This is a genomic window from Selenomonas sputigena ATCC 35185 (assembly GCF_000208405.1).
GTDB lineage: Bacteria > Bacillota > Negativicutes > Selenomonadales > Selenomonadaceae > Selenomonas > Selenomonas sputigena.
Window position 1 is genome coordinate 569,367 of record NC_015437.1, and the last position, 14,372, is coordinate 583,738.

Annotated in this window: 14 protein-coding genes; all 14 read left to right on the forward strand. The window is 54.4% G+C overall.

The window, feature by feature from the left end:
• Positions 1-39: 39 nt before the first annotated feature.
• The 14 genes from SELSP_RS02495 to SELSP_RS02560 all read left to right on the forward strand — a co-directional run bounded on the left by SELSP_RS02495 (position 40) and on the right by SELSP_RS02560 (position 14,292).
• Complete coding sequence (locus tag SELSP_RS02495) at positions 40-1,539, forward strand: acetyl-CoA hydrolase/transferase family protein (RefSeq protein ID WP_006193518.1); 1,500 nt, start codon at positions 40-42, stop codon at positions 1,537-1,539.
• A gap of 144 nt (positions 1,540-1,683) precedes the next feature.
• A complete protein-coding gene (locus SELSP_RS02500; protein ID WP_006193515.1) occupies positions 1,684-3,333 on the forward strand; it encodes an acyl-CoA mutase large subunit family protein in 1,650 nt (549 codons plus the stop codon).
• An 88-nt stretch (positions 3,334-3,421) separates the two neighbouring features.
• Positions 3,422-3,814: a cobalamin B12-binding domain-containing protein gene (locus SELSP_RS02505; RefSeq protein ID WP_006193514.1), complete on the forward strand. Its 393-nt coding sequence runs from the start codon at positions 3,422-3,424 to the stop codon at positions 3,812-3,814.
• Positions 3,815-3,951: 137 nt separating this feature from the next.
• Positions 3,952-4,890 carry a methylmalonyl Co-A mutase-associated GTPase MeaB gene (gene meaB, locus SELSP_RS02510; RefSeq protein WP_006193513.1) on the forward strand — a complete coding sequence of 313 codons (939 nt, stop codon included), beginning with the start codon at positions 3,952-3,954 and terminating at the stop codon, positions 4,888-4,890.
• A 34-nt stretch (positions 4,891-4,924) separates the two neighbouring features.
• Positions 4,925-5,347: a methylmalonyl-CoA epimerase gene (gene mce, locus SELSP_RS02515; RefSeq protein ID WP_006193512.1), complete on the forward strand. Its 423-nt coding sequence runs from the start codon at positions 4,925-4,927 to the stop codon at positions 5,345-5,347.
• Positions 5,348-5,461: 114 nt separating this feature from the next.
• Positions 5,462-6,991, forward strand: a complete 1,530-nt coding sequence (gene mmdA, locus SELSP_RS02520) for a methylmalonyl-CoA decarboxylase subunit alpha (protein WP_006193511.1) — start codon at positions 5,462-5,464, stop codon at positions 6,989-6,991.
• 15 nt (positions 6,992-7,006) lie between these two features.
• Positions 7,007-7,150, forward strand: coding sequence for a hypothetical protein (locus SELSP_RS12250; RefSeq protein ID WP_006193510.1), 144 nt, complete (start codon positions 7,007-7,009; stop codon positions 7,148-7,150).
• A gap of 45 nt (positions 7,151-7,195) precedes the next feature.
• Entirely contained in the window at positions 7,196-7,582 is a 387-nt protein-coding gene (locus SELSP_RS02530) for a biotin/lipoyl-containing protein (RefSeq protein WP_006193509.1), read from the forward strand.
• A gap of 283 nt (positions 7,583-7,865) precedes the next feature.
• Positions 7,866-8,591, forward strand: a complete 726-nt coding sequence (locus SELSP_RS02535) for a nuclease-related domain-containing protein (RefSeq protein ID WP_006193506.1) — start codon at positions 7,866-7,868, stop codon at positions 8,589-8,591.
• 115 nt (positions 8,592-8,706) lie between these two features.
• The gene (locus tag SELSP_RS02540; protein ID WP_013740601.1) at positions 8,707-9,087 is read left to right on the forward strand and encodes a hypothetical protein; all 381 of its coding nucleotides are present in this window, start codon (positions 8,707-8,709) and stop codon (positions 9,085-9,087) included.
• 223 nt (positions 9,088-9,310) lie between these two features.
• Entirely contained in the window at positions 9,311-11,065 is a 1,755-nt protein-coding gene (locus tag SELSP_RS02545; RefSeq protein WP_013740602.1) for a hypothetical protein, read from the forward strand.
• Positions 11,055-13,211 (forward strand): tetratricopeptide repeat protein, encoded by a 2,157-nt coding sequence (locus tag SELSP_RS02550; protein ID WP_006193503.1) that lies wholly within the window; start codon positions 11,055-11,057, stop codon positions 13,209-13,211. Before SELSP_RS02545 ends, SELSP_RS02550 begins: the two co-directional genes overlap by 11 nt.
• A gap of 541 nt (positions 13,212-13,752) precedes the next feature.
• On the forward strand, positions 13,753-14,013 hold the full coding sequence (locus SELSP_RS02555) for a DUF4160 domain-containing protein (RefSeq protein WP_013740603.1): 261 nt from the start codon (positions 13,753-13,755) through the stop codon (positions 14,011-14,013).
• Between the two features lie 36 nt (positions 14,014-14,049).
• Complete coding sequence (locus tag SELSP_RS02560; protein WP_232362379.1) at positions 14,050-14,292, forward strand: DUF2442 domain-containing protein; 243 nt, start codon at positions 14,050-14,052, stop codon at positions 14,290-14,292.
• The last annotated feature ends 80 nt before the right edge of the window (positions 14,293-14,372 follow it).

Here is a 14,372-nt window from a genome sequence, read left to right on the forward strand (position 1 = left end):
TACACGGGCCGGACGGCCTTGTGAGGGAGGATGTATTGAATGATTGACATCTCGGATCGCGTACGCAACAAAGACCTGCAGGCGAAGATCGTGAGCGCGGAGGAAGTGGCTGCCTACATCAAGCCGGGCATGAGCATCGGCATGAGCGGCTTCACGGCCTCCTCGTACCCGAAGGCCATTCCGCTTGCCCTGGCCGAGCGCATGAAGAAGGAGCCCTTCAAGATCGACCTCTGGACGGGCGCTTCGACCGGCCCGGAGCTTGACGACACGCTTGCAGCCGTCCACGGCATCGCGAAGCGCCTGCCGTACCAGACGGACGCCATTCTCAGGGGCGAGATCAACAATGGCTCCGTCGACTATCTCGACCTCCATCTGAGCGAGTCCGCACAGCTTGGACGCGTCGGCTACCTCGGCAAGCTCGACCTCGCCATCGTCGAAGCCGTCGCCATTACGGAAGAGGGCAACATCATCCCCTCGACGTCGCTCGGCAACGCCGCTTCCTATGTGCAGCAGGCCGACATCGTCATCGTCGAGGTCAACACGACGCAGCCGTTGGAGCTTGAAGGCATGCACGACGTCTACGTGCCGCTCGACCCGCCGCATCGTCTGCCGATTCCCATCGTGAAGGCAGATGACCGCGTCGGCACGCCGTTTATCCCGTGCACGCCGGACAAGATCAAGTTCATCGTGCCGTGCGACATCAAGGATGGCACGCGCAACCTCGCGCCGATCGATGAGAATTCGAAGAAAATGTCGCACTTCACGCTCGAATTCCTCAACGCCGAGATCAAGGCGGGCCGCATGCCGAAGAACCTGCTGCCGCTGCAGTCGGGCGTCGGCAACGTCGCGAACGCCGTCATGGCGGGCTTCGTTGACTCCGACCTCGAAGACCTCACGGTCTACACCGAGGTCATCCAGGACGGCATGCTCGACCTCATCGATGCGGGCAAGCTGAACTTTGCCTCGGGCACGGCGTTCTCGCCCTCGCCGGCAGGCATGGAGCGCTTCTACAAGGATGTCGCGAAGTACAAGAAGTACCTGCTGCTGCGTCCGCAGGAAATCTCCAACAGCCCGGAAGTCGTCCATCGCCTCGGCGTCATCGCTATGAACACGGCGCTCGAAGTCGACATCTACGGCAACGTGAACTCCACGCACGTCACGGGCACGAAGATGATGAACGGCATCGGCGGCTCGGGCGACTTCGCGAGAAACGCCTTCCTGACGATCTTCTACACGCCTTCGATTGCGAAGGACGGCGCGATCTCGTCCATCGTTCCCATGTGCTCGCACATCGATCACACGGAGCACGACGTCGACGTCATCATCACGGAGCAGGGCATCGCGGATCTGCGCGGTCTTGCACCGAGGAAGCGCGCGCTGGAAATCATCAACAACTGCGTGCATCCCGACTACAAGCCGGTGCTGCTTGACTATTACAACAGAGCCGTAGAGGCCACCAAGCATGCGCATACGCCGCACATCATCAAGGAAGCGCTTTCCTTCCATGAGAAGTTCATCGAAACGAAATCCATGAAATAAGGCGCAGAAAACATCTTTTGAACGGATCGGAAATCAATTGGGGAAAAGGAAGCGGCTATAGACCGCTCGGACTTCTGCGGCAAAGACACGCAGGAGACGAGCGGGTGCGCCCCTTTTCGCATTCCCTGACAGGAGGAAAACAATATGAGCAATGAGAAAATCCAGGCCGAGTTGGAAAAGTACGAGGCTGACCTGAAAAAGACCACCGCGAAATTCCCGCTTCGCCCGAACGTTCCCGAGCAGGGCCTCTACACGCCGCTCGACGTCGAAGGCGGAGATTATGCCGAAGATCTCGGCATTCCGGGCCAGTTCCCCTACACGCGTGGCGTGCAGCCTACGATGTATCGCGGCCGCTTCTGGACGATGCGTATGTACGCCGGCTTCTCCACGGCCGAAGAGTCCAACAAGCGCTACCGCATGTTGATTGCGACGGGCGCGTCGGGCCTCTCGTGCGCCTTCGATCTGCCGACGCAGATCGGCTACGACTCCGACGATTCGATTTCCGAAGGCGAGGTCGGCAAGGTCGGCGTGGCGATTGACTCGCTCGCCGACATGGAGACCCTCTTCGACCAGATCGATCTCGGCAAGGTCTCGACGTCCATGACGATCAACGCCCCGGCTTCCGTGCTTCTTGCGATGTATATCGCCGTTGCTGAGAAGCAGGGCGTGCCCGCAGACCAGCTCACGGGCACGATTCAGAACGATATCCTCAAGGAGTATGCGGCTCGCGGCACCTACATCTTCCCGCCGCGCCCGTCCATGCGCCTCATCACCAACATCTTCGCTTACTGCTCGAAGAACGTACCGAAGTGGAACACCATTTCCATCTCGGGCTACCATATCCGCGAAGCCGGCTCTACGGCTGCCCAGGAAATCGCCTTTACGATTTCTGATGGTATCGCCTACGTCAATGCCGCCATTGAGGCGGGACTCAACGTCGACGATTTCGCGGGCCGTCTCTCCTTCTTCTGGAACGCGCACAACAACGTGCTCGAAGAAGTCGCGAAGTATCGTGCATCCCGCCGCATCTGGGCGAAGATCATGCGCGACCGTTTCGGTGCGAAGAAGGACAAGTCCATGAAACTCCGCTTCCATACCCAGACTGCAGGCTCCATGCTCACGGCGCAGCAGCCGGACAACAACATCGTCCGCGTCGCGCTGCAGACGGCGGCAGCCGTCATGGGCGGCACGCAGTCCCTCCATACGAACTCCCGCGACGAAGCGCTCGCGCTTCCGACGGAAGAGTCCGTCTCCATCGCTCTGCACACGCAGCACATCGTTGCGCATGAGAGCGGTCTCGCTGACGTCATCGATCCTCTGGCAGGCTCCTACTATGTAGAGGCCATGACGAACCGGATCGAGAAGGAAGCGATGGAGTACATCAAGAAGATCGACGAGATGGGCGGCGCTGTCGCTGCCATCGAGAAGGGCTACATCCAGAAGGAAATCCAGGACAGTGCTTATGCCTGGCAGATGGATGTCGAGTCCGGCGCTCGCGTCATCGTCGGCGTCAACAAGTATCAGAAGGAAAACGAGGAGCCGCCGAAGGATCTCCTGAAGGTCGACGCCTCCGTCGGCGAGAAGCAGAAGAAGCAGCTCGCCGAGGTCAAGGCGAAGCGCGACAACGCAGCTGTGAAGTCCGCGCTCGAAGCCCTCAAGAACGCGTGCGAGGATGAGAAGGAAAACCTCATGCCGCACATCCTCACGGCTGTCAAGACGTATGCGACGCTCGGCGAAATCTGCGGCGTCATGCGCAGCGTCTTCGGCGAATACGAGGCTCATACGTCCCTGTAATCCGCAGGACTTTTAGGGGAAGCCGTCCGTTTTTCGGACGGCCGCACCCTGCAATCCTTTCTCTACTTGAACTTGGAGGTAATTTCAAATGGCAAAAATCAGGGTATTGGTAGCAAAACCGGGCTTGGACGGTCATGATCGCGGCGCGAAAGTCGTCGCGCGCGCTCTTCGCGATGCAGGATTCGAGGTCATTTACACAGGTCTTCGCCAGACTCCGGAGCAGATTACGGAAGCAGCTCTGCAGGAAGACGTCGATGTCATCGCGCTGAGCATCCTCTCGGGCGCTCATCCGCACCTCTTCCCCAAGGTTGTCGAGCTTGTGCGCGGCAAGGGCATGACGGACACGCTGATCATTGGCGGCGGCGTCATTCCTGAGACGGACATCCCCGCACTCAAAGAAGCGGGCATTGCCGCCGTCTTCACGCCGGGCACGCCGACGGGCGACATCGTCGATTTCATCAACGAGCATGTGAAGAAGTAAGTTCGCTGTGGGGCTGGCAGCAGTTCGTCTGCCGCCAGCCTTGCTTTTATCCGTATCATGCGCGAAATTTCGGGAAACAACGGGCAATTCTGTGTTTTTCGAGATTTTCCGGAACAATGGCATAGGTGGTGCATTCCATGGACATAGCCAAGGAACTCCTGCAAGGAAATCGCCTCGCGCTTTCGAGAGCCATCACGGCGATCGAGAACGAGGCGGAAAATGCCATCGACATCATGAAGGCGCTCTACCCGCATACGGGTCACGCCTATGTGCTCGGCATCACGGGGCCTCCGGGCGCCGGCAAGAGCACGCTGACGGACAAGCTCGCGAACGAATACCGCAAGCAGGGCAAGACCGTCGGCGTCATCGCCATCGACCCGACCAGCCCGTTTTCGGGCGGCGCCATCTTGGGCGACCGCATCCGCATGGCGAGTCTGGCGATGGACGAAGGCGTATTCATCCGCAGCATGGGGACACGCGGCAGCTTGGGCGGCCTTTCGCACAAGACGGCGGACGCCGTCAAGGCGATGGACGCTTTTGGCAAGGACATTATCTTTGTCGAGACCGTCGGCGTCGGGCAATCCGAGGTCGACATCGTTCGGGCAGCCGATACGACGATGGTCGTATTGATTCCCGGCATGGGCGATGACATCCAGGCCATCAAGGCGGGCGTCTTGGAGATCGGCGACGTGTTCGCCATCAACAAGGCAGATCTTGACGGCGCGGACAAGCTCGTGCGCGAGATCAACATGATGCTCGATTTGGACGGCGTGATGAAAGACTGGCGGCCGCCCATCGACAAGGTCATAGCAAATCAACAGATCGGCGTCAAGGAACTTGTCGCATCCGTCGACAAGCACCGCGCCTACATCGAGGAGAAGGGGATTCTCGCCGAGCGGCGCACGAAGCGCACGAAGGACGAGATGATCGACATCCTCGAAAGCAATATCGGCTCGTACGTCAAGAGCAAGGTCGTCGATTCGGGCAAGCTCGACGCGTTCGTTGCCGACATCAAGGCAGGCAGGACAGATCCCTACACCGTCACGCAGAACATCATGAAAAATATGCTCAAGTGACGGCAGATCTTTCTATATCTAGGAGGTAATCCACATGTTCAAAGTTTTGGGTGTAGACCACATCGGTATTGCTGTCAACGATCTCGACGAGGTCGGCAAGTTCTGGACGGAGCAGATCGGCATCCCGTGCACGGGCAAGGAAGTCGTTGCTGAGCAGAAGGTTGAGACGAGCTTCAACCCGACGCCGAACGGCTCGGAAATCGAGCTTCTCGCGGCGACCGACCCGACGAGCCCGATTGCGAAGTTCATCGAGAAGAACGGCGGCCGCGGCGGCATCCAGCACATCGCTCTTCGCGTCGACAACATCGAGAACGCGATTGCCGACCTCATGGCAAAGGGCGTGAAGATGATCGACGAGAAGCCGCGCTACGGTGCGGGCGGTGCTAGAATCGCCTTCCTTCATCCGAAAGCCACGCACGGCGTCCTCCTCGAAATCTGTGAGCACGAAGACCGCTGAACCCTTTCCTCCGGCCTGCGCCTGGGAAGAGCGGGACGGAAAAGGTCGGGCTTGACCGCCCGGACTTTCATAAGGTAAGATATAAGAGAAGATTCGATATAGAGGAGGAAGAGTATGGCTACAGTTCAGGAAAAAATCGCTCTCATGCACGCCAAGAAGGAGCATATCCAGCAGGGCGGCGGGCAGAAGCGCATCGACAAGCAGCATTCGCAGGGCAAGATGACGGCTCGCGAGCGCATTGAGAAGCTTTTCGATGAGAACACCTTTGTCGAGCTTGACATGTTCATGAAGCATCGCTGCACGAACTTCGGTCAGGATCAGAAGGATCTGCCGGGCGAAGGCGTCATCACGGGCTATGGCACGGTTGACGGCCGCCTTGTCTACGCGTTCGCGCAGGACTTCACGGTCGAGGGCGGCTCCTTGGGTGAGAAGCACGCGCACAAGATCTGGAAGGTCATGGATCTCTCGATGAAGATGGGCGCTCCGTGCATCGGCATCAACGACTCGGGCGGCGCACGCATCCAGGAAGCCGTTGACGCGCTTTCGGGCTATGCGGGCATCTTCTATCGCAACACGGCGGCTTCGGGTGTCGTGCCGCAGATCTCCGTCATCATGGGACCGTGCGCGGGCGGCGCTGTCTACAGCCCGGCCATCACGGACTTCATCTACATGGTCAAGAACACGAGCCAGATGTTCATCACGGGACCTGCCGTCATCAAGTCCGTCACGGCGGAAGAAGTCACGGCGGAAGCCTTGGGCGGCGCCATGACGCACAACTCGGTCTCGGGCGTCGCGCATTTCGCGGCGGAGAATGAGGACGACTGCATCCAGCAGATCCGCTACCTGCTCTCCTTCCTGCCGAGCAACAACATGGACGACGCGCCGATCGTCGAGACGGGCGACGACCCGTCGCGCATGGACGAGTCCCTGAACTCGGTCATTCCGGACAACCCGAATGCACCGTACGACATGAAGGACGTCATCCGCAGCATCGTCGACAACGGCGAGTTCTACGAAGTGCATCAGCATTTCGCGACGAACATCATCACCTGTTTCGCGCGCTTCGACGGCCGCTCCGTCGGCATCATTGCGAACCAGCCGAACGTCATGGCGGGCTGCCTCGACGTCAACGCTTCCGACAAGTCCGCACGCTTCATCCGCTTCTGTGATGCATTCAACATCCCGCTCGTCAACCTCGTCGATGTTCCGGGCTTCCTGCCGGGCGTCGGTCAGGAGCACACGGGCATCATCCGCCACGGCGCGAAGATGCTCTACGCCTACAGCGAGGCTACGGTGCCCAAGGTCACGGTCATCACGCGCAAGGCGTACGGCGGTTCCTACATCGCCATGTGCTGCCGCGAACTCGGCGCAGACCAGGTCATGGCATGGCCTTCGGCTGAAATTGCCGTCATGGGCCCTGCGGGCGCTGCGAACATCATCTTCCGCAAGGATCCCGACAAGGATCAGAAGACGGCGGAGTACGTCGAGGAATTCGCTACGCCGTACAAGGCGGCGGAGCGCGGCTACGCCGACATGGTCATCGAGCCGAAGGAGACGCGCCCTTATGTCATCACGGCATTGAACGCTCTCGCCTCGAAGCGCGAAGTCGGGCCGGCGAAGAAGCACGGCAATATTCCGTTGTAATCGGGAGGTTCACTTATGCAAAACGCAAAAGACGTCAAACCTGAGGTCGCTGCGGTCATCGCTGCAGCCGTCCAGATGATGGTTGGCAATAAAGTCGTTGCCGTCAAGATCAAGCGCAACGACGCATGGGCAATGGCGGGTCGCCAGAGCATCCATTAAGAAAGACGTAAGCGAAAACAAATTGAAGACTTGGAGGAATTTACAATGAAAAAGTTCAACATCAAGGTCAATGGCACGAGCTACGAAGTCGAGGTCGAGGAAGAGAAGGCAGCCGTCGCGGCGCCTGCACCGAAGGCAGCCGCTCCCGCCGCTCCGAAGGCCGCTGCTCCGGCTGCTCCTGCCGCTCCTGCCAAGGCAGCTGTTTCCGCTGGCGCCGGCGAAGCTTCCGTCAACGCCCCGATGCCGGGCAAGATCGTCAACGTCCTCGTTTCCGAGGGTCAGAAGGTCAACTCGGGCGATGTCCTCTTGATTCTCGAAGCCATGAAGATGCAGAACGAAATCGCTGCAACGCAGGCCGGCACGGTCAAGGCGATCAACGTCGCCGCCGGTCAGAGCGTCAAGGCCGGCGATCCGTTGGTCATCGTCGGCTAAGCTGTACGAATGGAACGAGGTTGAACCTCCGCCCTCTATTGGCGGGGGGGCTTCCTGGTCATCGTAGGTTGAGCTTGTACGAATGGAACTGCCGCACGCATCCGCGTGCGGCAGTTTTTTCAATAGAGAGATTCTTGAAAATTAGCGTGAAAGTCCAAGAGATCAAGCTGGAGGATCAGATCGATGGGATACACTGCTGTAAGGGCGGTGTACAATGTTCACTAAGTGGGCATTTGTGCTTGTAGTTTATCTGTGATGCTTTTTTGAGTAGGAGGAGGAATACGTGGCGATTTTGCATACGAAGGAATCTGCCTTAGCAAAGACGAAGCAGAGGAATTTTTTTCTGGCTGCATTTTTTTATGGCATTGCAGGACTCGTGTGGCTTTGGTGGGTAAATAATATTCTTTTCGTGCATCGTATATTGTCTTTTAATACAGTAGTGCCAATCTTCGTGCTTTTTGGTGGTGCAGGGTGGCTGGGCAGGCACTTTTGGCACAACTACCGAAAATCTGCATCGGGGGACAAGGGCGTGGAACGTGCGCTCGATGTTTTGCGGCGTCTGTCGGATGACTATGAGGTGTTTAGCAATGTCGTGGTCATGGGACGCTACTGCTCTATTGTTGTTGTTGGCAGAAATGGCGTTTTTATCGTTCAAGTGAAGAATCATACTGGAAGGATTGCACCAAGCGGGGGGGAAGATTGGGTGCAGGAGAAGACTGGACGAGGCGGAACAGATTATGCGTCGACTTTGCGCAATCCTGTCATACAGTTGAAAGGGCAGATTCATGCAATGGCTCAGTTTCTCAAACAAGAGGGAATTCGTGTTTGGGTTGACGGCATGGTTTATTTTACAAATCCCGATGTGATTCTTCTCGATTGCTCTGCTGAGGTTACGGATAATGGGAACACGATTCTTGATTTCATCACAAATTATGCAGCGCGTCATATATTAGGAGATGCCGAAGTGACGCAGATTTCGACACTATTGCAGCGTGCTGGTAAAGTTTAGCATCAAGTCGAAGTCTAGAATGACTAGGTTTCTGTAAGGTGAGAGGGCGTATGTACAGGGGGCCTTCTTGATATGTCCGGACAGTTTATTCCAAATAAGAAAGGAGACAATGAAAATGAATAAAATAGTCGCAGGGGGACTGGGATTGTTGGCGATGGCAGTGTTAACGCTTGCTGACAACATGGGCGTCCCGTTCGTTTCTAAATCGCAGCCCGAAACCCCGAAGGGGCTGCATTGGGCGAATACGAAGCCCCGTACATCTCATGACGACTTTGAACGTCAGTGGGAAGATACTGGTCGAAGAATCGAAGAGCATAGCAAGATGGTGCGTGAAGGTGTTGCGGCGAATCGAGCGAAAGCCGAGCAAATCTCGAAAGAGATGGATGAGAATATCGCCGCTCATGAGGCGAAACGCCAAAAATACGATTTTGAGGATTTGGGCGAGGTCGGCAAAGATATGCCGATGCAACCACCCACCAAAAAGAGGCAGGAGTGATTCCCTGCCTCTACAGTTGAGAATAATCGTGTTATACTTGAGCGAGAAAAGGTATCCTGCTTTTGATGTGGAAAAGCGTCCTAAGGTGCCACATACTTTAGGCAATGGGAAAACTGCACGCACAAACTCAAGCGAGAACCGATGATGAATGAGAGGATGCTCTTCTTGGCGATTGTTGTATAATAAAACTAAAAGCTGCTTAAATAGTTTGGGAGAGATGGATATGGGAAACGATTATGAAAATCGGCGCGAGGCGAGTATTCGACAAAGGCTGCAGGGCGAAGAGAAAGAAGGCGGCAATGCTGCCGGATTCAATGCCGCTATGGAAAGCGCTGCGCATGGCGACCGTCTTGGCCGTTTCAATGCGCGGCAAGGGCATGGTTATGCTGCAGAACAGGTGAATGACCTTATCGACAAACTGTCTGGGAAAGACGCGTGGATTCTTGGGGATGATAATGCCAAGAATGGACCGGATCGCATGGTGGACGGACAACTCATCCAGACGAAGTATTGTGCAAATGCCCAAGCGACAGTAGATGCGGCTTTTCGCAACGGGAAGTATCGCTATTTGGATGCACAGGGAAAGCCGATGCAGCTCGAAGTGCCGAGCGACCAATATCAAGCTTCGATTCGCTGTATGGAAGAGAAAATTGCTGAAGGACAAGTAGCCGGGGTGGATGACCCGAGGGCAGCACGGCAGTTTGTGCGCAAAGGAAATGTGGACTACAAGACAGCCTGCAATATAGCGCGGGCAGGTACGGTGGAATCGCTCTCCTTTGATGCGGCGCATGGCATGGTCGTCGCCAGGAGCAGCATGGGCATATCGGCGATCCTTTCCTTTGCTAAAGCTATATGGGCAGGCGAGGATGTAGAAAAAGCTGTCGATATTGCCATGTACAATGGTTTGCAGATGGGAGGGATGGCATTTGCAGCCTCTATGCTGACATCGCAATTGACCCGTACGGGACTGAACCGCGCTTTGCTGAATCCATCGATAGGAGTGGTGCGCCTTCTGCCGAGCAGCGTCCGTAAATCGCTGCTCGACTCTATGCACAAGGGAGCCGCTGTCTATGGCGGTGCAGCCACGAAAGATTTGGCGAAGCTTTTGCGCAGTAACGCGATTGCCGCCGGTGCGATGATGTTGGCCATGTCGGCAGGTGATATTACGAATTGTTTCCGCGGTAGGATTTCCGCAAAACAGCTCTTTAAAAATATGACAAATCTTGCGGGCGGTATAGGCGGCGGCTACTTAGGAACTTTTCTCGTCCAAGGGGTGGCTTCGGCAGCAAGTGGAGGCGCATCGACGGCAATCGTTCTGGGCGCTGGTCTTGTCGGCGGCACACTTGGCACTATGGCGACGAGTACGGCGACAAATCACTTCGTTGAGGAAGATGCTTGGGAAATGGTGCGGATTCTTGATGAACGCTTGATTCCTTTGGCGCAGCAATATTTGCTGTCTCAGGAGGAGCTGGATTTGGTGGTCGAGGATCTGAATGTCGCATTGGGCGGAGGCAAGAAAAAGGGCATAGGCGGAGAAAAACTTTTGGAGATGTATGCGAGTCCAGATCGTGTGCAATTTGCTGATACCCTCTTGACCGAGCATATAGAAAATATTGTCCGTTGGCGTGTACACGTTCGTTTGCCGAAGCCGGAGAAGTTTATGGAAGGAATGGGCCGCGTCCTGACATTGGCTGCAGGTGGACAGAGGGGGCAGAATTCCTGCGCACAAAAAGAATGGAAGCCTGTTGAGATGGGACAGCGCCTTTTGAGCAGAGAAGTGTCCGAGCGTGCAGCGAAAAAAGCAAGGTACGTGGGGAATCAGATGAATATCATCTCGGCACAGCAAGGAGAAAGCCTTGCCCAGATGGCTGCGGAAGAAAAAGAATTTGCGGCAAAACAGCATCTGCATGATGAAAAAATCGCAGCGTATCAAGCAGAATTGAAGAAATTTGGGGAGGAAAATGAAAATGGCAAGTGAGTTGTGCCTCATAGAAACCGATGTCTTGACGAGGGAAGAGAAAATAGCTTTGGAGGCAGAGATCGAGCATCTGATTGAGGGACATAAAGACAATCGGCAGGCAATCAACCGCCTTGTTTTTGCAAGCATTGAGGCAATGACGAAAGCGGATGATGCTGCGCAGGAGCTTTCCAGCAAAGACTTTTTTAGGCGTTTCTTGGGTGGAATTACAGGCAGTAACGCAAAATTGCAGGACAAGATCAACAGCAGCCGTGCTGCGGCGCAGTATGCAGCGCAGCAAACACTGCAGAAGCTGGCAGAACAAAACCTGATGACGTTCGACCTCATCACGGCGGTAAACAATAAGCTCAATGCTTCGCTGCATCGGGTGGGCGAAGAGATTGAAAACATTTATGAAGGCTTGGCAAAATTCCTGCGCCATAATAAAAGTGAACTCGTGCGCCTGGAAACGCGCTTGGAGAAGGTGGAGCGCAATGTAAATCTGCTCACATGGCAGAATTCCATTGAATATCAAGCCTTTGAGGGAATCGAATACTGTGATTTGGACGAGACGGGAAAAATTGTCTGCCTCGTGCGGGACTTTTACGAAATCACAAAAGGGGAATGGAGCACTTCTGAGCTGCTTTTGCTCAAAACAGCCATGGGATCGGTCCATATACAACCGCGGGGCAAGGTGAATTTCCTGGCAGTTTTGCAGGAAATTGCAGAAGATGGGGCATTGCAGGGGAAATTGCTGGGCGAGCGGCAAATAGTGCCTGCGGATGATTCTGATTGGCTGCTGGCATTTGGCGCGCTAAGAAAGATGGAAGCGTTACAGCGGGAAGAAAACTATATCGTGGATACGGTCAGGGAGTATCTCGAAAAAAGCGCTGTAAAGGCAGACGAAAGGCAGATTCGCGTTGAATTGCTGCTGAAATATCTGGCCGAGAGAATGGGCGTCAACCTTGATAGCGAAGTGGAAATCTATGACCTTGTAATGGAATTGTTGTTTGATTTGCAGCAGGCAGAGCTTGCGGGGCTTTTAAGCGATGTACAGTCGGAAGACGAGCCTCTTCTAACGATGCCAAATGAGAAGCTGCAGGAAGCGGAGCGACTGTATATCGCTTATCAACTGGATGAAGCCGAGGAGCTTTTTGAAGAATTGGCGAAAGCAGGCAATGCCCGTGCAATGTATGTTCTTGCCCGATATTATTATGATCCGGATTGGGGATGGAAAGGCGCAGATGCCGGGGATGTACTGGCACAGCTGTATGAGGCAGAATCCCGGGCGGATGATGAGCAAAAGACGGCGGTATTGGAAGAGCGGTTTCCTCGCGTATATGAGCTTGCAGAGCAAGGTGATGTGTTTGCACGTCATGAAGTGGCGGGTATGTTTTTGCATGGCTACGGGACAAGGTGTGATGAGCAAAAAACGATATATTATTGGAGAACGGCCGCAGAAGCGGGCTTTTGGGATTCGACGAGAGAGTTGGGCAATTTGTTCAAGGTACAAGGCAAATATAAGAAGGCTGCTGGGTGGTTTAAGAAGCTTGCTGAAGCGGGATGTGATGAGGGATGGTATAAGTTGGGAAAGATTTATGGGGAGGGTGAAGGCGATATCGCATGTGAGAAAGAGGCCATACGGTGTTACCAAAAAGTATATGAAATGCAGGGATTTCGGGCAGGCGATGCGGCATGCGATTTAGGAATTATTTTTGATAATAAGGAGGAATACAAAAAAGCAAATGAATGGTTCAGGAAGTCTGGCGAAGCGGGAAATGATTGGGGGTGGATTTTTTTAGCAGATAACTATGCGGATGGAAAAGGTACCACGGAAGACAAAGATAAGGCAATAGAGTATTATTTAAAAGCATATGAAATAGGGGGAACGCGTGCAGGTGATGCGGCGTATTCAATAGGCATGATTTTTGATGGGCGCGAGAATTATAACGAGGCAAATATATGGTTTAGAAAAGCTTATGATTGGTTCAAAAAAGCGGCAGAAGCAGGCAGCGATTGGGGATACTACAAATTAGGCAATTGCTATCTGGAAGGCAAAGGGGTTGCTCAAAATGCAGCAAAAGCAGTGGAATGCTTTACAAAAGCGTATGAGATGCAGGGCAGAGCTGCTGATTATGCAAAAGAAAGATTGGATGAACTGAGGTGAGACTTTTTCAGGCAATGGCTGTATTTGATGTAGAAGATTGAGACAAGTTGTTCGCAGAGCGAGCGGAAAGGATGTGCCAAGATGGCAATGCTGGATGTACCTAAAAAAGAGCCGCTCGTAGGCGGCGAAGAAGAACTTGCATACAAACGGGCGAATATGCTATACTAAGGGTGGCTGGAATGTGGCGACGATACCATTCCGACATGCAAAAAGCCCCCCGAGTTTGTGCCTTGGGGGGCTTTTCTATTCCCATATTGCGAGCAGGGCTTAACGCTCAGGCTTGTTGCCTTCAGAATCTCTCGTCAAGCCATCTGCAGAGATAGTAGCTGACTATTCCTGCCGCGACGGAGATAAGGAATGTGGCGACGATGTTTTCCATTCGTCCATGCACCCCCTTTCCATTGCCATGTCTAGGGGCGGCAACGCATCAAGTATAGCATATTCCAGCACATCACGCCACAGCCTTTGCCGACACGCAAAAAAGGGCATAAAAAAGAGCCGCACCTAGGGCAACTGATTTCTATAGGGAAAGGGGAACGACATGCCAACAATTTCAATGTTCTTTGGAATTATCATTCGTATGTATAACAACGGCGAGCATAACTCGCCTCATTTTCACGCAACCTACCAAGGAAACAATGCCGTTTTTAATATGGACGGCGATCTCATAGAAGGCGATATGCCACGCAAGCAAGTCAAACTGATTGCCGCATGGACAGAAATTCATCGCGATGAGCTTCTTGCCAACTGGGAGCTTGCCATGAGCGAGCAGCCGCTTTACAAGATCGCCCCACTCCGCTAAAGAAAGGATTTCATCATGGGACAGCCTGTATGGATTGTGGAAAACGTGAAAGCACGGGATGACTATACCCTGCTCATCACATTCACAGGCGGCGCACAGCGTGTTTACGACGCACGCCCCCTGCTGGCAAAGGAAATCTTTGCCCCGCTGAAAAGCTTGCCTTTTTTCCTACGCGCGAAAGCATTATACGGCACGGTCATTTGGAGCGACGATATAGACATCGCACCGGAGCACCTCTATGAATGCAGCATCCCCGTTGATCGGAACAGGACGGCGTGACCATGTGCAACACGATTCCCGAAGTAGAAAAAAGAGCCGCGTAAATTTACCAGTGATTCCTTCATACTTTTCCCACTTGC

Coding starts and splice junctions, on each gene's coding strand:
- SELSP_RS02495 (WP_006193518.1), top strand. CDS start 40: ATGATTGACATCTCGGATCGCGTACGCAACAAAGACCTGCAGGCGAAG.
- SELSP_RS02500 (WP_006193515.1), top strand. CDS start 1,684: ATGAGCAATGAGAAAATCCAGGCCGAGTTGGAAAAGTACGAGGCTGAC.
- SELSP_RS02505 (WP_006193514.1), top strand. CDS start 3,422: ATGGCAAAAATCAGGGTATTGGTAGCAAAACCGGGCTTGGACGGTCAT.
- meaB (WP_006193513.1), top strand. CDS start 3,952: ATGGACATAGCCAAGGAACTCCTGCAAGGAAATCGCCTCGCGCTTTCG.
- mce (WP_006193512.1), top strand. CDS start 4,925: ATGTTCAAAGTTTTGGGTGTAGACCACATCGGTATTGCTGTCAACGAT.
- mmdA (WP_006193511.1), top strand. CDS start 5,462: ATGGCTACAGTTCAGGAAAAAATCGCTCTCATGCACGCCAAGAAGGAG.
- SELSP_RS12250 (WP_006193510.1), top strand. CDS start 7,007: ATGCAAAACGCAAAAGACGTCAAACCTGAGGTCGCTGCGGTCATCGCT.
- SELSP_RS02530 (WP_006193509.1), top strand. CDS start 7,196: ATGAAAAAGTTCAACATCAAGGTCAATGGCACGAGCTACGAAGTCGAG.
- SELSP_RS02540 (WP_013740601.1), top strand. CDS start 8,707: ATGAATAAAATAGTCGCAGGGGGACTGGGATTGTTGGCGATGGCAGTG.
- SELSP_RS02545 (WP_013740602.1), top strand. CDS start 9,311: ATGGGAAACGATTATGAAAATCGGCGCGAGGCGAGTATTCGACAAAGG.
- SELSP_RS02550 (WP_006193503.1), top strand. CDS start 11,055: ATGGCAAGTGAGTTGTGCCTCATAGAAACCGATGTCTTGACGAGGGAA.
- SELSP_RS02555 (WP_013740603.1), top strand. CDS start 13,753: ATGCCAACAATTTCAATGTTCTTTGGAATTATCATTCGTATGTATAAC.